The sequence below is a fragment of the Saccharopolyspora cebuensis genome, assembly GCF_039542665.1.
GTDB classification, from domain to species: Bacteria; Actinomycetota; Actinomycetes; order Mycobacteriales; family Pseudonocardiaceae; genus Saccharopolyspora; species Saccharopolyspora cebuensis.
Genome location: NZ_BAABII010000013.1, coordinates 49,867 through 70,027, shown reverse-complemented (window position 1 = coordinate 70,027; position 20,161 = coordinate 49,867). Strand labels below are relative to the sequence as shown.

Below are 20,161 nucleotides of genomic sequence, written 5' to 3'. Positions count from 1 at the left end.
CCGGCGCGGGCCGTCAGCCCGCCTTCGCCTCGGGCAGCCGCTCCGGACCACCGGAATCGCCCCAGCCGGCCACCTGCTTGCCCTGCGCGGCCAGGTCGTCCTTGACCTTCGCGGCGTAGACGTCGACGTACTCCTGACCGGACAGCTCCATCAGGGCGTACATGATCTCGTCGGTGATGGAGCGCTCGACGAACCGGTCACCGGCCATCCCGTCGTAGCGGGAGAAGTCCAGGGGCTCGCCGACCTCGATGACCACCTTGTGCGGCCACCACATCGTGGAGCCGATCGGGTTGACCCGGTCGGTGCCGAACATGGCGATCGGGATGACCGGCACGCCCGACTCCAGCGCCATCCGCGCCACGCCGGTCTTGCCCTTGTAGAGCCTGCCGTCGGGCGAGCGGGTGCCCTCCGGGTAGACGCCGAGCAGCTTGCCCTCGCGGAGCAGCCGGACCCCGGTGTCCAGCGCGGCCTGGGCGGCGGCGCCGCTGGAGCGGTCGATGGGCACCTGGCCCACGCCGGTGAAGAAGAAGCGCTTGAACGCGCCCTTGAGGCCCTTGCCGGTGAAGTACTCGCGCTTGGCGAGGAAGGTGACCCGGCGCGGCATCATCAGCGGCATGAAGAACGAGTCGGCGACCGCGAGGTGGTTGCTGACCAGGATCGCGCCGCCGTCGGCGGGGACGTGTTCGACGCCGAGGATCTTGGGGCGGCAGAACAGCTTCATGAGGGGACCGAGCAGTAGATGCTTCATCACCCAGTACAGCACTGTGCCGCAGCCTTCCTGACGCGCCGAGTTCCCGGTTCAGCGTACGGAGCCCGGTCAGCAGGCACAATGCGCACCCCGGCGGCGGCGACTCGGGTCGATCGAGTATCCCCGGACGTCGGTTGGCCGTGCGACGATGGAGCGGTGTCCGTGCCGTCGCGGTGGGAGGCCGACGTGTCCCAGGTCCTGTCCGGTGCCGAGCCGTTCGCGCACGACGGCCCGGCCGAGGTCGGCGTCCTGGTCTGCCACGGCTTCACCAGCACCCCGCAGAGCGTGCGGGCCTGGGCCGAGCACCTGGCCGCGGCGGGGTGCGCGGTGCGCTGCCCGCTGCTGCCCGGGCACGGCACCCGCTGGCAGGACCTCAACGGCACCGGCTGGCACGACTGGTACCGGGCCGCCGAGCGGGAGCTGCTGGCGCTGCGCGAGCGCTGCCGGTCGGTGTTCGTGTTCGGGCAGTCGATGGGCGGCACGCTCGCGCTGCGGCTGGCCCAGCGGCACCCGGACATCGCCGGTCTGGTGCTGGTGAACCCGTCGGTGACGACCCGGCGGACCGGGGCGGCGCTGCTGCCCCTGCTGGCCCGCCCCCCGCTGTCCTGGGTGGTGCCGTCGCTGCCCGGGGTGGCGGGCGACGTCGCGGCGCCGGGCGTCCGGGAGCTGGCCTACGACCGGATGCCGCTGCGCGCGATGGCCAGCCTGCGGCGCCTCTGGTCGGTCGTGCGCGCCGAGCTCGGGGAGGTGCGCCAGCCGCTCGTGCTGTACCGGTCGGCGGTCGACCACGTCGTCGAACCGGTCAACGCCGAACTGGTGCTCGCCGGGGTGCGCAGCGCGGACGTCACCGCGCACGTGCTGGCCGACAGCTTCCACGTCGCGACCCTGGACCACGACGCGCCCGCGCTGTTCGCCGGTAGCGTCGAGTTCATCCACCGCATCCACCACGAACGGGCCGAGGAACCGGCATGAGCACGCGCCACGACAACGCCGATGGGCCGGAGGACATCGACGCGGCCTTCGCCGAGATCGTCGCCGGTCTGGAACGCGATTCGACGTTCGGCTCCTGGCCGCGCGAGGACGAGCCGCGGCGGACCGAGGAGGACGACGCCGCGCGCCCCGAACCGGCGCCCGCGCCGGAGCCGGCGAGCGGGCCCCGGGACTGGACGCCGGAGGCGGACGAGGCGGAGGAGCACTACGTCCCGCCCGAACCACCGCCGCTGCCGAAGCCGGGGTGGAGCACCGTGGCCGGGGTGGCGGTGGTGTGCCTCGGGGTGGTCCTGCTGGCGCTGCCGGCGCTGGTCGGCCCCAGCACGCTGCCGATCGGGCTGGTGCTGATCAGCGCGGGGATCGGCTGGCTGCTGCTGCGCATCCGCAACCGCCCGGGCCCCGACGCCGACGACGAGGACGGCGGCGCCCAGGTCTGAGCTCCCGCGCGCCTCAGCGGTCCCCGCGCTCCGCCGCGCCCCGCCTGCCGCACCCGGCGCCGGTCACCGCGGCGACACCCCCGCGCCCGACATCCCCAACCCCGACATCCCCGCGCCCGGCATCCTCACGCCCGGCGGCCACGTGCTCCCGCGCCAGCGTGGCGGCACCGACCACGGTGGCCTCCGCGCCGAACGCGGCCAGCGCCACCCGGGCCACGGGCCGGTGCCCGCTGCCGGTGACCGCGTCGGCGTAGTGCTGCTCGGCGCGGTCCAGGAACAGGTGCGCCGAGCCCGAGACGCCGCCGCCGATGACCACGACCTCCGGGTCGTAGACGTCGGCGACCAGGGCCAGGCCCTCCCCCAGCCAGCGCGCCAGCTCCTCGAACGCCCAGCGCGCGACGGGGTCACCGGCCTCGGCGGCCCGGGCGACGTCGAGGCCGGTCAGAGCGGTGCGGTCGACCTCGGCCAGCGCGGTCGCGGCGCCCGGGTCGGCGGCGAGGCGCTCCAGCGCGGTCCGGGCCAGCGCGGTCCCGCTGCAGTAGCGCTCCCAGCAGCCGCGCTTGCCGCACGAGCAGGGCCTGCCGCCCGGCACCACCCGCAGGTGGCCGAGCTCCGGGGCGACGCCGTGGGCGCCCCGGAACACCTCGCCGTCGAGCACGGTGGCCGCGCCGATGCCGGTGCCGATGGCGACCAGGGTGGCGGTCCGGGCGCCGGTGGCCGCGCCGAAGCGCTGCTCGGCGATGCCCGCGGCGTTCGCGTCGTGCTCCAGCACCACCGGCACGCCCAGCCGCGCGGCGAGCTCGTCGGCGACCGCCACGTGCCGCCACGCCAGGTGCGGGGCGAAGCGCACCACCCGCCGGTCCTCGCTGACGAATCCGGCGACGGCCAGACCGACCGCGGCGACCGGGTACCGCTCGCACAGCGCGCGCACCGTGGTCGCGATCGCCTCGTTGAGCTCGTGGGCGGTCGGCGGGGTCGCGGCCCGCTCGGTGTCCAGCACGCCGCCGTTCGGGTCGACCACCGAGGCCCGCACGCTGGTCCCGCCGACGTCCACCCCGACGGTCAGCACTGCGCCGCGACGCCCTCGTCACGCAGCACCGGCCCGCCGACGCGGCGCACGTCGATCCGCTGCACGTCCGGTTCCGCGCTCTCCTCCGCCGGTTCCGGACCGGGTTCGGCGACGTGCTCGGCGAGGGCTTCGCGCAGCGCCCGCACGATGCCGGCGAGCTGCTCGGTCATCGCCGACGGCGACTGCCCGCGCAGCAGCGACACCGCCGCGCACACCGGGCACCAGCCGCAACCGTCCGGCTGCGGGTCGAGGTCCCGGCAGGCGCGCAGGTAGCCCTCGGCGCGCTCGGCCAGCGCGTCGAGCAGCAGCCGGATCTCCGCCACGAGCCGTTCGCGTTCCGCACCCACGTCGTCCACCTCACCGCATCCACAGTTCCGGGTCGGGCTTGAACGCCACGGTGACCCCGTCGTCACCGGCCTCCGCCGAGACCACCTCGCAGCGGCGCAGCACCGCGGGCAGGGCGATCAGCCGACGCCTGCCGTCGACCGCGATCGCCAGCTCGTCACCGATCCGGGCCAGGTCGAGTTCGGCGTCGCGGTGCAGCGGCAGCGCGATCTCCAGGCGGTAGACCGCGTCCAGGTCCCGGCCGCCGCCGCTGACCCGCAGCTCCGGAGCGGTGCCGCGCGGGGCCAGCGGGTCATCATCACCGTAGAGCTCGGCGCCCAGCGCGGCGAGCGCGGCGGACCCGACCGGTTCGGCGGCGCGGTGCTCGACGAGCCGCAGCGGCAGTTCGGTGCCCTCGCGCACCGAGTCCAGCACCCGCTCCTGCTCGCGGCGGCGGGTGCGCAGCCACTCGGCCGCCGCGCCCCGGGCCGAGCCGGGGTCGGGCACCACCCGGTTGGCGACCAGCCCGTCGACCCGGATCTGCTGCAACGCCAGGGCGGTGAGCGCGCGCCGGGTCTCGGCGGCGACCACCGCCTCGGGGGTGAGCACCAGGCGCGCGCTGGTGGTCTCGGCGGTGAGCAGGTCGCGGAGCCCGGTGAGCCGTTCGGCGAGCCTGCCCAGCGCGTCGGCGGCGGCGTCCCAGCGGCCCACCTGGTCGCTGCCGGCCAGCCCGGCGAGCAGGCCGCGGACCGCGCGGCGGTGCGCCGGGAACAGCCGCTCCAGGTAGCCGGCCGCGGACTCGGGCAGCGCGAGCAGCCGCAGCGTCTCGGCGGTCGGACCGCAGTCGACGATCACCGCGTCCCACAGCCCGGAGTCGGCCAGCCGGTGCACCTCGGAGAGCGCGAGCAGGTCCTCGACGCCGGGCAGCGCGGTCAGCTCCTCGGCGGCCACCTCGTCCACGCCCGCGCCGTGCAGCAGGGTCCGCAGGTGGCCGCGCAGCTCCCGCCAGGCGTCGTCGACCAGCGCCCGGGTGTGCACCTCGGCGGCGTGCAGCACGACGCCGTCGGAGACCGCCACCTCGCGGGGCCGGGCGTCCAGCGGCGCGCCGAGGGCGTCGGCCAGCGAGTGCGCGGGGTCGGTGGAGACCACGAGCACCTTGCCGCCCCGCGACGCGACGCGCGCGGCGGTGGCGGCGGCGGAGGTGGTCTTGCCGACGCCGCCCTTCCCGGTGAACAGCAGCAGGCGCACGTCGATCAGCGGGTGCCCTCGACGCGGTGCTTGAGCTCCTTGAGCGCGGTATCCATGATCATCTTCTCCGCCTTGCGCTTGAACAGGCCGATCATCGGGATCGCGAGGTCGACGGCGAGGCTGTAGGTGACCTCGGTGTGGCCGCTCGGCAGCGGGTCGAGCCGGTAGCTGCCGCGCTGCGCCTTCTGCACCTGCCCCTCGGTGAGGGTCCAGCTCACCGACAGGCCGTCGGCGGACCACTCGTAGAGGTTGGTGTACTTGTCCTTGACCACCCCGGCGTCGAGCACGAAGTGCACCTTCTCGGCGGCCCCGGTGGCGGTGGTGGCCAGCACCTCGGTCTCCGTCACCGCCTCCGCCCACTCCGGATACGCGGCGAAGTCCGCGATGACGGCCATGATCTCCGATGCGGGCGCCGCGATCTCGATGGACTGGGTGGACTGATCGACCATGCGCGCAGGCTACCGCCTGGAGCGGCCGAAGCAGCAGGTGGCGGGCCCGGTTGTCGCCACGTTCACCATTCGATCGCGTAGGGGCGGCCGGTGCGCTTGAAGTGCCCCACGTTGACGCATTCGGTCCGGCCCAGGCGGACCCGGGGAGCCAGCGGCTGGTGCACGTGGCCGAACAGCGCCCAGCGCGGCCGGTCGGCCCGGATGCGCTCCACCAGCCCCCGCGAACCGCGCTCGGCGCGCTTGGCGACCACGTCGAAGACCAGCTCGGGCACGGCGGGCGGGACGTGGCTGCACAGCACGTCCACCGGCGGCAGCCCGGCCAGCTCGGCGTCGAACTCGTCCTCCGGCCGCAGGTGCGGGACCCACGCCGAGCTCCCGCGCACCACCGTCCCGGCGGGCACCACCGAACCGCCGACGAACCCGAAGCGCAGCCCGCCGATCTCGGCGGTGCCGCCGTCCACCAGGTGCAGCCCCTCGCGGGCGAACTCCGGCCACAGCCGGGGCGCGTCCACGTTGCCCGGGATCGCGTAGGTCGGGGCGGTCATCGAACCGAACAGCTCGGCGTACTGCTCCCGGATCGCCTCGTCGACGACCGCGCCCGGGTCGGACAGGGTCGCCCACAGCGAGCGCGCGTAGGCGCCCAGCTCCGGACCGCGCCGGGTGCGCCGCAGCTCGGCGAAGCGGGCGACCTTCTCGGCGCCGAAGATCCGCCCCAGGATGCCCGCGCCGTGGTCGTGGTAGTCCACGAAGTCGATCAGGTCGCCGAGCACCAGGAGCGCGTCGGCCCCGTCCCCGGCGCGCTTGAGGTCCTCGACGTTGCCGTGGACGTCCGACACGACATGGACGCGCAAACGACACCTCCTCTCCCGCAGCAGGTCGACGTCCGTCGAACGTAGCGCCGAACCGGCCCCGCACGCACGGCCCGGCGGGTGTGGCGCCCACGACCACCGGTGCGCCGCTCGCCCGCGACCGGTTCCCGAGGGCTACCCTGCGCTCGGTCGATCCGGCGATCGGCCCCCGGACGCGCACCGCCGGCCGGTGCGGCGGATGATCGCGGTGCGGAAATGGGGACTACCGCCGGGTAACCATCGGCGTTAGGTTGTGCCCCACGAACGGCCTGTTTCGGAGGTTTCGACGTTGCGAGAGTTCAGCGCACCCGCCACGGTCTCGGTGGCCGAGGACGAGAATCTCACCGACATGGTGTGGGCGAACGCCGAGCGCTTCGGGAGCGCCGTGAGCTTCCGGCGGCGGGTGGAAGGGACCTGGGTCGACGTCACGGCCGCCGAGTTCGCCGCCCAGGTGCTCTCCGTCGCCAAGGGACTGATCGCCGCGGGCTTGCGGCCGGGCGACCGGATCGGCCTGATGTCGCGGACCCGCTACGAGTGGACCCTGCTGGACTTCGCCATCTGGTCGGCCGGGTGCGCCAGCGTGCCCATCTACGAGACCTCCGCCTCCGACCAGCTCGAGTGGATCCTCTCCGACTCCGGGGCCCGCGCCATCGTCGTCGAGACCGCCGGGCACCGCGCCGAGGTCGACTCGGTCCGCGGCAAGCTCCCCGAGGTGGCCCACCTCTGGCAGATCGAGGACACCGAGGGGCGGGGCGCGATCGACGAGCTGATCGCGCTGGGCGCCGACGTCACCGACGAGGACGTGCACGAGCGCCGCGGGCAGGTGGGCGCCGACGACCTCGCGACGCTGATCTACACCTCCGGCACCACCGGCCGCCCCAAGGGCTGCGTGCTCACCCACCGCAACCTGCTCGCCGAGGTCCGCGCCGACCTCGACGCGTTCCCGCAGCTCCTGCGCGCGGGCAACTCGATGCTCATGTTCCTGCCGATGGCGCACGTGCTGGCCCGCGCGATCACCGTCGCCTCGGTGTACTCGCGGATCACCCTCGGCCACACCCCGGACATCAAGGACCTGGTCAACGACCTGTCCTCGTTCCGGCCCACGTTCGTGCTCGCGGTCCCCCGGGTGTTCGAGAAGGTCTACAACACCGCCAAGCAGAAGGCGCACGGCAGCGGCAAGGGGAAGATCTTCGACGCCGCCGAGGAGACCGCCGTGGCCTACAGCAAGGCGCAGGACGGCGACGGCCCCGGGCTCGGCCTCAAGGCCAAGCACTTCGTCTTCGACAAGCTCGTCTACGGCAAGCTGCGCGCCGCGCTGGGCGGGCGCTGCATCGCCGCGGTCTCCGGCGGTGCGCCGCTGGGCGACCGGCTGGCGCACTTCTTCCGCGGCGTCGGCGTACCGGTGCTGGAGGGCTACGGCCTCACCGAGACCACCGCGGCCGCGGCGGTCAACGTCGAGGGCGGCTTCAAGATCGGTACCGTGGGCAAGCCGATCGCGGGCACCTCGGTGCGCATCGCCGAGGACGGCGAGGTGCTGCTCAAGGGCGACGTCGTCTTCCGCGAGTACTGGAACAACCCCACCGCCACCGCCGACTCCCTGGAGGACGGCTGGTTCCACACCGGGGACCTGGGCACCCTGGACGACGAGGGCTTCCTGCGGATCACCGGCCGCAAGAAGGAGATCATCGTCACCGCGGGCGGCAAGAACGTCGCCCCGGCGGCGCTGGAGGACGCGCTGCGGGCGCACCCGCTGATCAGCCAGTGCATGGTGGTCGGCGACCAGAAGCCGTTCATCGGCGCGCTGATCACCCTCGACCCGGAGTTCCTGCCGTCCTGGCTGAGCAACCGCGGTCGTCCCGCCGACACCCCGACCGCCGAGCTGATCGACGACCCGGACCTGCGCGCCGAGGTGCAGCAGGCCGTCGACGAGGCCAACGCGGCGGTCTCCCGCGCGGAGCGGATCAAGCAGTTCCGGATCCTCGCCGACGACTTCACCGAGGCCACCGGCGAGCTGACCCCGAGCATGAAGCTCAAGCGCGGCAAGGTCGCCGAGAACCACAAGCAGGACATCGAGGCCATCTACTCCTGAGCGGTCGTCCCTCGACGACGGTCCACGGCGGTAGCGCCGGTTTCGCCCGAGGCGGCGAGACCGGCTCGCACCACGGCAGGTGCGCGACGCCGGGGTGCTGGTCGCACGCGGAGGCGCGCCCGCCCGAACACCGCGCGGTGCCTTCGGCGCCCGCCGCAGGCGCACCGGTCCTGCGCTCCGGGGCTCGGGTCACGTTCCCCGGTGGGGGTGCCCCGGTTCCTGCGCCGCGGCGAGCACGGCCGCCAGCAGGCCGGGGAAGCGCTGTTCCAGGTCGGCGCCGCGGAGCTCGCTGTAGCGGGCCGTGCCCTGCTCGTACTGGGCGATGATGCCGTTCTCGCGCAGCACCTTGAAGTGGTGCGTGGAGGTCGACTTGGACACCGCCAGGCCGAACGCACCGCAGTGCATCGGCTGTTCGGACCGGGCCAGCGACCGGACGATGTCGAGCCGAACGGGATCGCCGAGCGCGCGCAGCACCTGCTCCACCCGGATCTCGCGCAGGTCCGGCTGGGCGAGCGCCTTGCTGGAGCTCCGGCGGCGGGGCTGGTCGGTGAGCACGCCCACATCGTACGACAGCCACCGCACCTATTTGTACGATGGATTTCGTACTACGACGTCAGTCGAACGTACCCCCAGGAGTCGTCACGGTTCGCACGGCGGACCAGGAGGAACGATCGCGACGATGGACACCCCCGCCCAGCACCACGGCGCCGCGGAAGACGTGCTGTTCGACCCCGTGACCGTCGGCGGCCGCACGCTGGTCAACCGCGCTGCGCTGGCCCCGATGACGCGGGTCAGCGCCACCGCCGAGGGCCTGGTCACCGACCGCAATGCCCGCTACTACGCCGGTTTCGCCCGCGGCGGCTTCGGCCTGATCATCACCGAAGGCGTCTACACCGACACCGAGCACAGCCAGGGATACCTGCACCAACCAGGCCTGGCCACCCCGGCGCAGGAGCGGTCCTGGCGACCGGTCGTCGAGGCCGTGCACGCCGAAGGCGGCGCGATCTTCGCCCAGCTGATGCACGCCGGCGCCCAAGCCCAGGGCAACCGGTTCCGCCACGGCACGGTCGGCCCCTCCGCGGTGGCACCGCGCGGCGAGCAGCTCGGCTTCTACCGCGGGGAAGGCCCGTACCCGACCCCGGAACCGCTGGACGCCGCGCAGCTCGCCGAGATCCGCCGGGAGTTCGCCGCCGCGGCCCGCCGCGCCGCCGCAGCGGGCTTCGACGGGGTGGAACTGCACGGCGCGAACGGGTACCTGCTCGACCAGTTCCTCACCGACTACCTCAACCAGCGCGACGACGAGTACGGCGGCGGCATCGAGAACCGCCTGCGCCTGGCGGCCGAGGTCTGCGACGAGGTGTTGCAGGCGGTCGGCTCGGAGATCGCGGTCGGCATCCGGATCTCCCAATCCAAGGTCAGCGACCTCACCTACCGCTGGCCCGGCGGCGTCAAGGACGCCGAGACCATCTTCGAGACCCTCGCGCGCACCGGGGCGCACTTCCTGCACACCACCGAGTACCGGGCCACCGCAGCCGCCTTCGACGCCGGGCAGGCGACGCTGGCCGAGCTCGCCAAGCAGCACAGCGGGCTGCCGGTGATCGCCAACGGCCACCTCGAGGACCCGGACACGGCCCGGTTCCTGCTCCGCACCGGCGCGGCCGACGTGATCGCGATCGGCAAGGCCGCCCTGGCCCAGCACGACTGGCCCCACCGCGCCCGCGACGGCCACGACATCGTCGGCGATCCCCATCCCGGGACGCTGCAGCCGCTGGCCGACATCAAGGACTGGGAGCTGGACGGCTGAGCCCGAACCCGGGCGGCGAGAAAGAACCGGGCGGCGGGTCCGAAGTGGACCCACCGCCCGGTTCGCCGTTCGCCGGGATCAGCCGGCGACGCGGCGGATCTCGGTGACGTTGCCGATGTCCTGGTAGCCGTCCACCTTGACGACGTCGCCCGGCTGCGGGGCGTGCACCGCCTGGCCGCCGCCGATGTACATGGAGACGTGGCTGACCGGGCTGTAGTAGAAGATCAGGTCGCCCGGCTTGAGCTGGCTGGCCGACACCGACTTGCCCTGGTTCACCTGGGTCTTGGTGGAGCCGCCGAGCGACACCCCGGCCTGCTGGTAGGCCCAGTACATCAGCCCGGAGCAGTCGAAGGTGCTGGGCCCCTTGGCGCCGTAGACGTACGACGAGCCCTGCTTGCTCAGCGCGGCGTTGACCGCGGTGACCGCGGCGCCGGAACCGCCGATGAAGCCCGCGTCGGTGGAGCCGCCGCCGGTCAGGGATTCCTGGTCCTCGGCGCTGAGCTCGGAGTAGCGCTCCTCGGCGCGCTCGACCTGCTCCTCCATCTCCGCGGTCTTCTTGCGGAGCTCGTCGGCGATGCGCGCCGCGTCGCGCTCGGCCTGGGCGGCCCGGTTGCGCGCGTCCTGGGCGCGGCGCTCGGCCGACTCGGCCTGCTCGGTGGCCGCGGCCAACCGGCTGACCGCCTCGTTGTTGTCCTTGGCCAGCACGTCGAGCGCCGACGCGCGGTCCAGGAAGTCGTTGGGCGATTCGCTGACCAGCAGCGCGGACAGCTTGTTCAGCCGCGCGCCCTGGTAGGAGGCGCTGGTGAGCTGGTCGACCTGGCCGCGGAACCGCTCCTCCTCCGCGCGCGCCTGGTCGGCGATCTGCTCGGCCTGGACGGCCTCGGCGTTGGCGCGATCCAGCTCGGCCCGCTTGGCCGCGTGGTCGTCCTCCGCCTTCTTCTTCTCCTCGGTGAGCTTCTCCGCCTCGTGGTGGAGATCGCGCGCCTGCTGGGCGGCTTCGGAGGCGGTGTCGGGAAGCGGGGGGTCCGCGAGAGCCGGCGCGGTGGTCATGCCCACGGCTGCGGCGACCACACTCGCGGTCAGGGCTCCCCGCAGAGAGCGCTTGAGTCCTTGCGACGCCACGTCGCGCATGCTCCTTCGTCTGCTCGACCACCTGCCGGAACGACGAGCGCGCGGCCGGACGTCCGCGGACCCAGGAGGCCCGACCGGTCGCGGCGCACCGCAGGCGCCCCGGTTCGGCTCCCCGACAAGCCGATTCGGCGGTGACCCGCGGAGCCGTCCGGGACTGGACCGCTGATCGCCGCGAGGTCCTGGTCAGGTTACGAAAGGTGAGGCGCGACGTCCAGAAGCGGGGGAAGAATGGTGTGCACATTCGCACAAGACCCCTAACGGACGAGAGCCGTGCGCTCACCGTGATCGACCGGGAAAAGTCCTCACCTGGAACGACGAGCACTTCATCACCCGTCCCGGTCGGCTTGGGGCGTCGCGATCACCGATCATGAAATCGATCACGATCCGGGCGAAACGCCCGCACCGCCCGCACTACACCCGACCGAGCCGGTCCAGCAGCAGCGCCGAGGCCACCCCGTAGGCACCGCGCCTGCGGACCGACGTGGCCACCGCCCGGTCCGAGGTCGCGACCACGAGCTGACGCCCCCTCGGCTCCGCGGCCACCAGATCGCGGATCACGTCGTCGGCCTGCACCCCGGGTTCGCTGAACAGCACCCGCACCCCGCGGGGGCCCGCGGCGGGCACGGCGAGCACGTCGGCGCCGTCGAAGACGACCGTCACCTCCGCCCCGGTGCGCGCCGCCAGCGCGGCGAGCTGGTGCGACAACCGGTCGCGCTGGTCGGCCAGCGGCAGTTCCGGGTAACCGGTCTTGGTCACGTTGTAGCCGTCGACGATGAGGTGCACCGCGGGCAGCGACAGCAGCCGGTCCAGGGTCGCGACGTCGGGCACCTCGTCGGTGGCCCCGGAATGCATCCGGACCCGGCCGACCACGTCGGCGGGGCGCGGGCCGCTGCCGCTCGCGCCCAGTTCGCGGCGCAGGCCGCCCACCGCGCCCTCCAAGGTGTCCAGCAGCAGCGCCAACCGCACCTCGTCGCCCTGCCGCGCCTCGCGGGCCGACTGCCGCGCCACCTCCGCGTCGGCCACCGCGCGCTCGGCCCGACGGCGCTCCTCCGCCGCCCGGGCGCGCTCCCGGTCGCGCTCCGCACCGATCTCGGCCACCGCGGACTCGGTGTCGCCGCGCACCCGCTCCAGCTCGTCCCGCGCGTGCTCGGCGGCGTCCTTGGCCTCCTTGAGCCGGACGCCCTGCTCCCGCAACCGCTTGCGCAGCTTGTCGGCGTCGGCCCCGCTCTCCGCGCCGACCCGCTCGACCGCGTCCCGGGCCTCGGCCAGCTCCGCGCGCAACCGGCGCGCGTCCGCCGCCGAGCGCTCGGCGCGCGCCACCGCCGAATCCCGCGCCGCCCGCATCCGGCCGTGCTCGGTGCGCAGCGCCACCAGCTCCACGCAGTGCGCGGCCACCGGGGCGCCCAGCAGCATCCCCGCGGCGGCCACCGCGACCGGGTCGGCGGCCTCCAGCGCGAGCGCCTCGGGCCGGTGGTGCGTGCACCAGTCCAGCACCGCGGCGCGGAACACCGACGACTCCCCCAACGCCTCGACCAGCGCCGCCTCGCCGAGCTTGGCGCGCTTGGCCGGGGCGAACCGCATCACCGGCCGGACCTGCGCGGGCACGTCGGAGGCCCGCGCCTCGTCCAGCGACGCCGCGGCCAGTTCGGCGAGCCGCGAGCGCACCGGGCCGGGCAGCTCGTCCCACCCGGGCAGCCCGGGACCGGTCTGCTGTGCACTGTCCACAGCAGAGCCTTCCGGCGGTGGGGCGGGGTCCGGTCCCGGCGACGGTGGTGCCACCCCCACAGGCTAATGGCCGACCCCCCGGATCCCCGAACGCGCGGCTGGGCCGACCGGCTGTCGGTGCCCCGGCGTACGGTCCCGCCGATGCCCGCGCACGCCCAGCTCTCCTTCGACGAGATCGCCACCGAGGTCGAGACCCCGCTGCACCAGGTCACCTTCGTGGTGGTCGACCTGGAGACGACCGGAGCCGACCGCACCCAGGACGCCGTCACCGAGATCGGCGCGGTGAAGGTGCGGGGCGGCGCGGTGCTCGGCGAGTTCGCCACGCTGGTCGACCCGGAGCACGGCATCCCGCCCGCTGTGGTGTCGATCACCGGCATCACCGAGGCGATGGTCCGCGGCGCGCCCCGCTTCGACACCGTGCTCCCGGCGTTCCTGGAGTTCTGCCAGGGCGCCGTGCTGGTCGCCCACAACGCGCCGTTCGACCTCGGGTTCCTGCGCGCCGGTTGCGAACACCAGGGACTGCGCTGGCCGGCCCCGGCCGTCGTCGACACCGTGCGGCTGGCCCGCCGGGTGCTGACCCGGGACGAAACGCCGAACTGCAAGCTGGGCACGCTCGCCCAGGTGCTCGGCGCCCGGACCACGCCGGTGCACCGGGCGCTGGACGACGCCCGCGCCACCGTCGACGTGCTGCACGCGCTGCTGGAGCGGGTCGGACCGCTGGGCGTGCGGACCCTGGAGGACCTGCTCGCGCACCTGCCCGACGTCTCCCCGCAGCAGCGGCGCAAGCGCGGCCTGGCCGACGCGCTGCCGAACTCCCCCGGCGTGTACCTGTTCCGGGGTCCGCGCGACGAGGTGCTCTACGTGGGCACCGCCACCGACCTGCGCCGCCGGGTCCGCACCTACTTCACCGCGAGCGAGCGGCGCAGCCGGATCAAGGAGATGGTCGGGCTCGCCGAGCGGGTCGACCACGTCGAATGCGCGCACCCGCTGGAGGCGCAGGTCCGGGAGCTCCGGCTGCTCGCCGCGCACCAGCCCCGCTACAACCGCCGCTCGAAGACCCCGCACCGGGCCTGGTGGGTGGTGCTGACCGACGAACCGTTCCCCCGGCTGTCGGTGGTGCGCACGCCGCGGGACGACGCCCTGGGACCGTTCCGCTCGCACCGGGCCGCCACCGAGGCCGTCGAGGCGCTCCAGGACGCCACCTCGGTGCGCCGCTGCACCGAACGCATCCCCGCCCGCGCCCCGTCCGGCCGACCGTGCGCGCTGCACGAGCTGGGCCGCTGCGGCGCGCCGTGCGCGGGACTGGTCGGCGCCGCCGAGTACGAACCGGAGGTGATCGCCGTCCGGGACGTGGTGCGCGGCCGGGACGACGGCCCGCTGGAGAAGCTGCGGTCCGAACTGGACCGGCTGTCGGACGCGCACCGGTTCGAGGACGCCGCCGCGCGGCGCGACCAGCTCGCGGCGCTGGTGCGCGCGCTGGACCGCGGGCACCGGCTCAGCTCCCTGACCCGCATCCCGGAACTGGTCGCCGCGCGACCCGACGGGGCGCGCGGCTGGCACCTGGCGGTGATCCGGCACGGTCGGCTGGCCGCCGCGGGCACCGCGCGGCGCGGGGTGCCGCCGATGCCGGTGGTCGACCTGCTGACCGCCTCGGCCGAGACCGTGCTGCCCGGCGCGGGACCGCTGCACGGGGCCTCCGCCGATGAAGCGGCCGTGCTGCACCGCTGGCTCACCACCGGCGGCACCCGCCTGGTCCGCTGCCGGGAGCCGTGGACCGAACCGGCCGGCGCGGCGGGCTCCTGGCGGGAGTGGCTGGACAAGGCGGTCGCCGGTCGCGATCCCTACCCGGCGGCGGACTGAGCGGGCGGCGCCACCCGCAGCGGCCGGGAGCGCTCAGGCCGTCATGTCCAGGGCGGCCAGCACCTTCTCCGGGCGCAGCCGCACCACCAGCTCCCCCGGCACGCCGTTGCGGCGGCCGAACTCCTCGGCGCGCTCCGGGCCCATGTAGCGGGCGGCGATGGTGGTCGCGGTGCGCGCCAGCTCGCCGACGTCCTCCGAGGTCCGCGCGGTCCCCTGCACCTGGACGAAGCCGTAGGGCGGCGCGGGCAGGTCCACGCACAGCACCAGCCGGGGATCGCGGGCGATGGCGCGGCCCTTGGCGGTGTCCTTGCCGGTGTTGAACACCAGCTCGTCGCCTTCGAGGACGAACCACACCGGCGCCACCAGCGGGCGGCCGTCGGAGGCGGTGAACCCGAGCATCCCGGTGCGGGTGCCGTGCGACAGGAACTCGCGGATCTCGTCGTCGCTGATCGAGGTCATGCCGGGGACGGTAGTGCGGTCCGGCGAGGCGGCGCCGGTCGCCGCACCGGACCTCACCCGGAAGCGCCATCCCCCGCGAACACCAGGGCCCGGCACCCCCGTGGGATGCCGGGCCCTGCCGGAACGCTCAGCTCACTCGGTGGCCTGCTGGCCGCCGCCCGCCGGGAGTCCTTCGCGCTCGCCCTGCTCGGCGCGCTCGCGCTCGTCCTCCTCGTGCCGGGCCCGCTCCAGCGCCGCGGTCTCGTCGACCGGGTCCGGGGTGAGCAGGCTGCCCGCGACCGGCTGACCGGCCGCGCCCAGCTTGTTCATCTTCTTCGGCACCGCGGCGCCCTGGTAGGGCAGCGGCTCCGGGTGGCCGTGGTCGTCGACCGGGCCCAGCGGCTGGTGCACCTCGATGAACTCGCCGTGCGGCAGCCGCTTGATGATGCCGGTCTCCACGCCGTGCTCCAGCACCTCCCGGTCCGAGCGCTGCAGGCCCAGGCACAGCCGGTAGGTGATGTAGTACGCGATCGGCGGCAGGATCAGCAGACCGATCCGGCCCGCCCACGTCATCGCGTTCAGCGAGATGTCGAACTTGAACGCCACGATGTCGTTGACGCCGGTGATCATCAGCACCATGAAGAAGGTGATCGCCATGGCGCCCAGCGAGGTCCGCACCGGGACGTCGCGCGGCCGCTGCAGCAGGTTGTGGTGCGCGTCGTCCTTGGACAGCTTGCGCTCCAGCATCGGGTAGATCGCCGCGACCGTGAAGATCAGGCCCATGAACAGCACCGTCGGGAAGAACGGCGCCGGGATGGTGAACGGTCCGAGGTAGACCTCCCAGGCCGGCCACAACCGGCTGGAACCGTCCGTCCAGATCATGTACCAGTCGGGCTGGGACGCCGCGGACACCTGCGAGGCCAGGTACGGCCCGAGGTTCCAGATCGGGTTGATCTGGAAGACACCGGCCATCACCGCGCAGACACCGGTCACGATGGCGAAGAAGCCACCGGCCTTGACCGCGAACACCGGCATGATGCGGACGCCGACGACGTTGCTCTCGGTCCGCCGCACGCCCGGGAACTGGGTGTGCTTCTGGTACCAGACCAGCGCCAGGTGCACGGCCACCAGCCCGAGGATCAGGCCGGGCAGCAGGAACACGTGGAACATGTAGAAGCGCGGGATCAGCTCGGTGCCGGGGAACTCCGACCCGAACAGGATCCAGTGCACCCAGGTGCCGACCACCGGGATCGACATGGTGATGCCCGAGGCGATCCGGACACCGGTGCCGGACAGCAGGTCGTCCGGCAGCGAGTAGCCGGTGAAGCCCTCGAACATGCCCAGCACGAACAGCGCGATGCCGATCGTCCAGTTCGTCTCGCGCGGGCGCCGGAACGCACCGGTGAAGAAGATCCGGAACATGTGCGCCACCATCGACGCCATGAACAGCAGCGCCGCCCAGTGGTGGAGCTGGCGGGCGAACAGACCGCCGCGCACCTCGAAGGAGATGTTCAGCGAGCTCTCGAACGCCTTGGACATCTCCACACCGCGCAGGTTGGTGTAGACGCCCTGGTACTCGACCTCGGCCATCGACGGGTCGAAGAAGAACGCCAGGTAGGTGCCCGTGACGATGAGCAGGATGAACGTGTAGAGGGCGATCTCGCCGAGCAGGAACGACCAGTGGTTCGGGAAGACCTTGTTGAGCTGCCTGCGCATGCCCGGGGCCATCCGGAACCGGCTGTCGAGCTCGTTCGCCGCGTGCGCCGCCTTGCGGTACGCCGCGCTCTCCGGCTTCGTGGGCGTCGTGATCGAACTCATGAGTTGCGCTCCCAGTAGGCCGGGCCGACGGGTTCGACGAAGTCGCCCCGGGCCACGAAGTAACCGTCCTCGTCGACCGTGATCGGCAGCTGCGGCAGCGCACGGGTCGCGGGACCGAACACCGGCTTGGCGTAGGTGTTCACCACGTCGAACTGCGACTGGTGGCACGGGCACAGGAGGCGGCCGGTCTGCTGCTCGAACAGCGAGGTCGGGCAGCCGAGGTGGGTGCAGATCTTCGAGTAGGCGTAGAAGTCGCCGTAGTGGAAGTTCTCCTGCCCCTCCCGCTTGATCGGCGCGCTGCCCGGGCGGAGCCGGATCAGCATGACCGGGGCGTCGCCCTTGCGCATCGAGGAGATCAGCTCGTGCTCGTCCTCGCGCATCGACTCCCGGAACGGGAAGACGGTCTCGAAGCCGCCCGCGTCGATGTCCTCCGGCCGGACCAGGGACACGTCGTGCGGGTTGCCGGTGTCGCGGCGCAGGTAGGTCTTCTCGCCGTTGACCCGCATCCAGCCGGTGTGCAGCAGCGACTCCGGGCCTTCCTCGGCCCACGGGTTGCGGACCATGCCGCCCAGGGCGAACACCCCGGCACCGATGCCGAACGCACCGGCCCCGAAGCCGGCCGTCCGCTTGATCATCGACCGGCGGGCGATGCCGCTGCGGCTGCCCGCGTCGGCCAGCAGGGCCGCGGTGGTCTGCTTGTCGACCTCCGAGGAGCCCTCGGTCGGGCCGTGGCCGTCGTGCCGCTGCTGGACCGCGACCTCGTGCGGGATGAACTTCTTCTGGTACAGCACCACGCCGATGCCGACGGCGAGGATGGACAGGCCCAGGAAGAACCCGATCAGCGGGTTGTACATCGAGTAGATGAAGTGCGCCCGCTCGTCGGCCAGCGGGTCCTGGTACTCCCACGGCCAGAACAGGAAGACCGCGATGAAGGCCAGCGCGGACAGCCCGGCGAGCACGAACCAGCCGGCGACCATGCGCTCGGCCCGGCGTTCGGCGCGGGTGCCCTTGACCGGCCAGTTGTCCCGGTACTCGACCAGCTCGACGTCGTCGAGGGCCAGCCCGAGCCGGGCCTTCTCGTCCCGGCTCATCTCGGCCAGTTCGGCCTCGGTGTAGTCCTGGTTGTTGTGCTCGCTCATGCCCTGGCTCCGATCCACAGGGTGAGGCCGATCAGCGCGCCGAGCCCGACGACCCACGCGACGACGGTCTCGGGGCCGGGACCATACCCACCCAGATCGTTGCCGCCCGGGTTGTTGTTGCCGTCGGTCACCGACTTGACGTAGGCGATGATGTCTTCCTTCTCGTCCGGCGTGAGCTGCCGGTCGGAGAACTTCGGCATGTTCTGCGGGCCGGTGAGCATCGCCTCGTAGATGTGCCGCTCGGTGGCCGGATCCAGGTCCGGCGCGTACTTGCCGGAGGACATCGCGATGCCCCGGCCGGTGAAGTTGTGGCAGGAGGCGCAGTTCAGGCGGAACAGCTCGCCGCCGCGCGCCGGGTCGTCGCCGCGCAGCGCCTCACCGGTCTTCTCCGGCGACTCCGGTCCACCGCCGTAGGTGTGCACGTACGCCGAGAGGGCGTCGATCTCCTCGGGGTTGAACTTCGGGGGCTTGCGCGGCGCCTGGGCCTCCTGGCGGACCATCGGCATCCGACCGGTGGACACCTGGAAGTGCACCGCGGCCTCGCCGACGCCGACCAGGCTCGGGCCCCGGGCCTCGACACCCTGCAGGTTCGAGCCGTGGCAGGAGATGCAGGCGTTGTTGTAGAGCTGCTCGCCCTGCCTGATCAGCGCCGGATCTCCGTTCGCGTGCGCGGTCTGCGGCTCAGGCGTCACCACGGTGTACAGCCCGCCGGCCCCCACCAGGGCGATGCCCAGCGCCAGTACTCCGGAGACCCGCCGCTTGAACTTGGAGCCCGCGCGGTTCCGATGCTTCTTGGTGGTCATGAGTGCGGCAACCCTTGCTGTCTGGTTCGGGAGGTTCGGTCACGGCCTCGCGTGCGGAGCACCGATCACGGGACGAGGTAGATCACGGCGAACAGGCCGATCCACACGATGTCGACGAAGTGCCAGTAGTACGACACGACGATCGCGGCGATGGCCTGGGACGGCGTGAACTTGCTCATCTTCGTCCGCATGATCAGGAAGATGAAGGCGACCAGCCCACCGATGACGTGCAACCCGTGGAAGCCGGTCGTCATGAAGAAGACCGTGCCGTAGGCGGAGGACGCGATGGTGGTCCCGCTGGCGACGAGCTCGACGTACTCGTAGGCCTGACCGAAGACGAAGATCGTGCCCATGGCCAGCGTGAGGGTGTACCACCTGCGCAGGCCGTAGACGTCACCTCGCTCTGCCGCGAAAACACCCCACTGGCAGGTGAACGAGGACGCCACCAGGATCACCGTGAAGGGCAGGGCCCAGCCGAGGTTGAGGTGGGTGGGCGGCGGCGGCCACGGCCCCTCGTTCTGCGCCTTCACCGTGAAGAACATGGCGAAGAGCCCAGCGAAGAACATCAGCTCGCTGGCCAACCAAACGATGGTGCCGACGCTGACCATGTTCGGGCGGTTCAGCGAATGCACGCGTTGACTGATTGAGGGCGCTGCCGTTGTCACGCGACGCATTATGTCTCGCGTGTTTTCAGCTCGCGCCCTCGGGTCCTGACCTCTACCGCAGGGTGATCAGATTGCTTCCTGGAGGTAACACACTGTGAAAGGTATCCGCTCCTTCTGGGCGAACCGACTCGCCGCCGTGCGCGCCCGGAAGCAGCCCGTGATCAGCCCGGACGATCCCGACCTCGCGGTGGTCGCCCGGTCCTTCGACGAGACCGAGGCCGCCTCGGCCGCGCTGGCCCGCGCGGCGGACTGGCGACCCGAGCTGCCTGCGGTGCTGCGCCACCACCTGGTGCTGCCGACCGCCGCCGAGGCCGCCGTGCGGCCCGTCCTGGCCGCCGACGGCTGGGAGCTGCGCGCGGGCGGCGCGGCGGCCGAGCGCACCGCGGTCGACGGCGCCGGCTTCGTCGCGCTGCGGGTGCAGCGGCTCGATGCGTTGCATTGCTCACAGGAGGCGTCCCGGATGGCCGGGCTGGCGCAGCGGCACGGCGGCACCGCCCTCGGCTGGGACGCGCTGCAACCACCGGCGCGGTGACCGGATCGGCCGGGCGACTACTGCTCAGGCGCCCGCGGCCGATA

General features: G+C 73.0%; 20 protein-coding genes. 6 read left to right on the top strand and 14 right to left on the bottom strand.

What is annotated here, in order from left to right:
• Window positions 1-13: 13 nt before the first annotated feature.
• Complete coding sequence (locus tag ABD976_RS19415) at window positions 14-763, bottom strand: lysophospholipid acyltransferase family protein (RefSeq protein ID WP_345365187.1); 750 nt, start codon at window positions 761-763, stop codon at window positions 14-16.
• Between the two features lie 141 nt (window positions 764-904).
• Here ABD976_RS19415 and ABD976_RS19410 point away from each other — a divergent pair, with 141 nt between their 5' ends.
• Together ABD976_RS19410 and ABD976_RS19405 are read left to right on the top strand one after the other, a co-directional pair.
• Complete coding sequence (locus ABD976_RS19410; protein WP_345365185.1) at window positions 905-1,720, top strand: alpha/beta hydrolase; 816 nt, start codon at window positions 905-907, stop codon at window positions 1,718-1,720.
• Window positions 1,717-2,175, top strand: a complete 459-nt coding sequence (locus ABD976_RS19405) for a DUF308 domain-containing protein (RefSeq protein ID WP_345365183.1) — start codon at window positions 1,717-1,719, stop codon at window positions 2,173-2,175. The genes ABD976_RS19410 and ABD976_RS19405 overlap by 4 nt, the downstream gene beginning before the upstream one ends.
• 13 nt (window positions 2,176-2,188) lie before the next feature.
• Here the strand turns inward: ABD976_RS19405 and ABD976_RS19400 are convergent, their stop codons facing one another.
• From ABD976_RS19400 to ABD976_RS19380, 5 genes are all read right to left on the bottom strand, one after another.
• Entirely contained in the window at window positions 2,189-3,244 is a 1,056-nt protein-coding gene (locus ABD976_RS19400; protein ID WP_345365181.1) for an ROK family protein, read from the bottom strand.
• A complete protein-coding gene (locus tag ABD976_RS19395; RefSeq protein ID WP_345365179.1) occupies window positions 3,238-3,591 on the bottom strand; it encodes a hypothetical protein in 354 nt (117 codons plus the stop codon). The genes ABD976_RS19400 and ABD976_RS19395 overlap by 7 nt, the downstream gene beginning before the upstream one ends.
• A 10-nt stretch (window positions 3,592-3,601) precedes the next feature.
• Window positions 3,602-4,816, bottom strand: a complete 1,215-nt coding sequence (locus ABD976_RS19390; RefSeq protein ID WP_345365177.1) for an ArsA family ATPase — start codon at window positions 4,814-4,816, stop codon at window positions 3,602-3,604.
• Window positions 4,817-4,821: 5 nt separating this feature from the next.
• Complete coding sequence (locus ABD976_RS19385; protein WP_345365175.1) at window positions 4,822-5,265, bottom strand: SRPBCC family protein; 444 nt, start codon at window positions 5,263-5,265, stop codon at window positions 4,822-4,824.
• Between the two features lie 62 nt (window positions 5,266-5,327).
• Window positions 5,328-6,116: a metallophosphoesterase family protein gene (locus ABD976_RS19380; protein WP_345365173.1), complete on the bottom strand. Its 789-nt coding sequence runs from the start codon at window positions 6,114-6,116 to the stop codon at window positions 5,328-5,330.
• 286 nt (window positions 6,117-6,402) lie between these two features.
• Here ABD976_RS19380 and ABD976_RS19375 point away from each other — a divergent pair, with 286 nt between their 5' ends.
• Window positions 6,403-8,202: an AMP-dependent synthetase/ligase gene (locus ABD976_RS19375; protein WP_345365172.1), complete on the top strand. Its 1,800-nt coding sequence runs from the start codon at window positions 6,403-6,405 to the stop codon at window positions 8,200-8,202.
• Window positions 8,203-8,391: 189 nt separating this feature from the next.
• On the opposite strand, the gene ABD976_RS19370 is transcribed toward ABD976_RS19375, so the two are convergent.
• A complete protein-coding gene (locus ABD976_RS19370; protein ID WP_345365170.1) occupies window positions 8,392-8,757 on the bottom strand; it encodes an ArsR/SmtB family transcription factor in 366 nt (121 codons plus the stop codon).
• A 124-nt stretch (window positions 8,758-8,881) separates the two neighbouring features.
• Between ABD976_RS19370 and ABD976_RS19365 the strand changes: the two genes are divergently transcribed.
• Complete coding sequence (locus ABD976_RS19365; RefSeq protein ID WP_345365168.1) at window positions 8,882-10,006, top strand: oxidoreductase; 1,125 nt, start codon at window positions 8,882-8,884, stop codon at window positions 10,004-10,006.
• Between the two features lie 78 nt (window positions 10,007-10,084).
• Here ABD976_RS19365 and ABD976_RS19360 read toward each other — a convergent pair whose 3' ends face one another.
• Together ABD976_RS19360 and ABD976_RS19355 are read right to left on the bottom strand one after the other, a co-directional pair.
• Complete coding sequence (locus tag ABD976_RS19360) at window positions 10,085-11,137, bottom strand: C40 family peptidase (protein WP_345365166.1); 1,053 nt, start codon at window positions 11,135-11,137, stop codon at window positions 10,085-10,087.
• A gap of 411 nt (window positions 11,138-11,548) precedes the next feature.
• Complete coding sequence (locus ABD976_RS19355; protein ID WP_345365164.1) at window positions 11,549-12,862, bottom strand: NYN domain-containing protein; 1,314 nt, start codon at window positions 12,860-12,862, stop codon at window positions 11,549-11,551.
• Window positions 12,863-13,003: 141 nt separating this feature from the next.
• On the opposite strand from ABD976_RS19355, the gene ABD976_RS19350 reads away from it, so the two are divergent.
• Window positions 13,004-14,722 (top strand): DEDD exonuclease domain-containing protein, encoded by a 1,719-nt coding sequence (locus tag ABD976_RS19350; protein WP_345365162.1) that lies wholly within the window; start codon window positions 13,004-13,006, stop codon window positions 14,720-14,722.
• Between the two features lie 33 nt (window positions 14,723-14,755).
• On the opposite strand, the gene ABD976_RS19345 is transcribed toward ABD976_RS19350, so the two are convergent.
• The 5 genes from ABD976_RS19345 to ctaE form a co-directional block, all read right to left on the bottom strand.
• Entirely contained in the window at window positions 14,756-15,181 is a 426-nt protein-coding gene (locus ABD976_RS19345) for a PPOX class F420-dependent oxidoreductase (RefSeq protein ID WP_345365160.1), read from the bottom strand.
• A gap of 132 nt (window positions 15,182-15,313) precedes the next feature.
• Complete coding sequence (qcrB, locus tag ABD976_RS19340; protein WP_345365158.1) at window positions 15,314-16,978, bottom strand: cytochrome bc1 complex cytochrome b subunit; 1,665 nt, start codon at window positions 16,976-16,978, stop codon at window positions 15,314-15,316.
• The gene (qcrA, locus tag ABD976_RS19335; RefSeq protein WP_345365156.1) at window positions 16,975-18,117 is read right to left on the bottom strand and encodes a cytochrome bc1 complex Rieske iron-sulfur subunit; all 1,143 of its coding nucleotides are present in this window, start codon (window positions 18,115-18,117) and stop codon (window positions 16,975-16,977) included. The genes qcrB and qcrA overlap by 4 nt, the downstream gene beginning before the upstream one ends.
• On the bottom strand, window positions 18,114-18,920 hold the full coding sequence (qcrC, locus tag ABD976_RS19330; RefSeq protein WP_345365154.1) for a cytochrome bc1 complex diheme cytochrome c subunit: 807 nt from the start codon (window positions 18,918-18,920) through the stop codon (window positions 18,114-18,116). Before qcrC ends, qcrA begins: the two co-directional genes overlap by 4 nt.
• Before the next feature lie 65 nt (window positions 18,921-18,985).
• Entirely contained in the window at window positions 18,986-19,594 is a 609-nt protein-coding gene (gene ctaE / locus ABD976_RS19325) for an aa3-type cytochrome oxidase subunit III (protein ID WP_345365152.1), read from the bottom strand.
• A 127-nt stretch (window positions 19,595-19,721) separates the two neighbouring features.
• Between ctaE and ABD976_RS19320 the strand changes: the two genes are divergently transcribed.
• The gene (locus ABD976_RS19320; protein ID WP_345365150.1) at window positions 19,722-20,117 is read left to right on the top strand and encodes a hypothetical protein; all 396 of its coding nucleotides are present in this window, start codon (window positions 19,722-19,724) and stop codon (window positions 20,115-20,117) included.
• Window positions 20,118-20,161: the final 44 nt, after the last annotated feature.

Bases quoted from the DNA above. Each gene is read 5' to 3' on its own strand.
- ABD976_RS19405 (WP_345365183.1), top strand. From the start codon at position 1,717: ATGAGCACGCGCCACGACAACGCCGATGGGCCGGAGGACATCGACGCG.
- ABD976_RS19385 (WP_345365175.1), bottom strand. From the start codon at position 5,265: ATGGTCGATCAGTCCACCCAGTCCATCGAGATCGCGGCGCCCGCATCG.
- ABD976_RS19365 (WP_345365168.1), top strand. From the start codon at position 8,882: ATGGACACCCCCGCCCAGCACCACGGCGCCGCGGAAGACGTGCTGTTC.
- ABD976_RS19360 (WP_345365166.1), bottom strand. From the start codon at position 11,137: ATGCGCGACGTGGCGTCGCAAGGACTCAAGCGCTCTCTGCGGGGAGCC.
- ABD976_RS19350 (WP_345365162.1), top strand. From the start codon at position 13,004: ATGCCCGCGCACGCCCAGCTCTCCTTCGACGAGATCGCCACCGAGGTC.
- ABD976_RS19345 (WP_345365160.1), bottom strand. From the start codon at position 15,181: ATGACCTCGATCAGCGACGACGAGATCCGCGAGTTCCTGTCGCACGGC.
- qcrB (WP_345365158.1), bottom strand. From the start codon at position 16,978: ATGAGTTCGATCACGACGCCCACGAAGCCGGAGAGCGCGGCGTACCGC.
- qcrA (WP_345365156.1), bottom strand. From the start codon at position 18,117: ATGAGCGAGCACAACAACCAGGACTACACCGAGGCCGAACTGGCCGAG.
- qcrC (WP_345365154.1), bottom strand. From the start codon at position 18,920: ATGACCACCAAGAAGCATCGGAACCGCGCGGGCTCCAAGTTCAAGCGG.
- ctaE (WP_345365152.1), bottom strand. From the start codon at position 19,594: ATGCGTCGCGTGACAACGGCAGCGCCCTCAATCAGTCAACGCGTGCAT.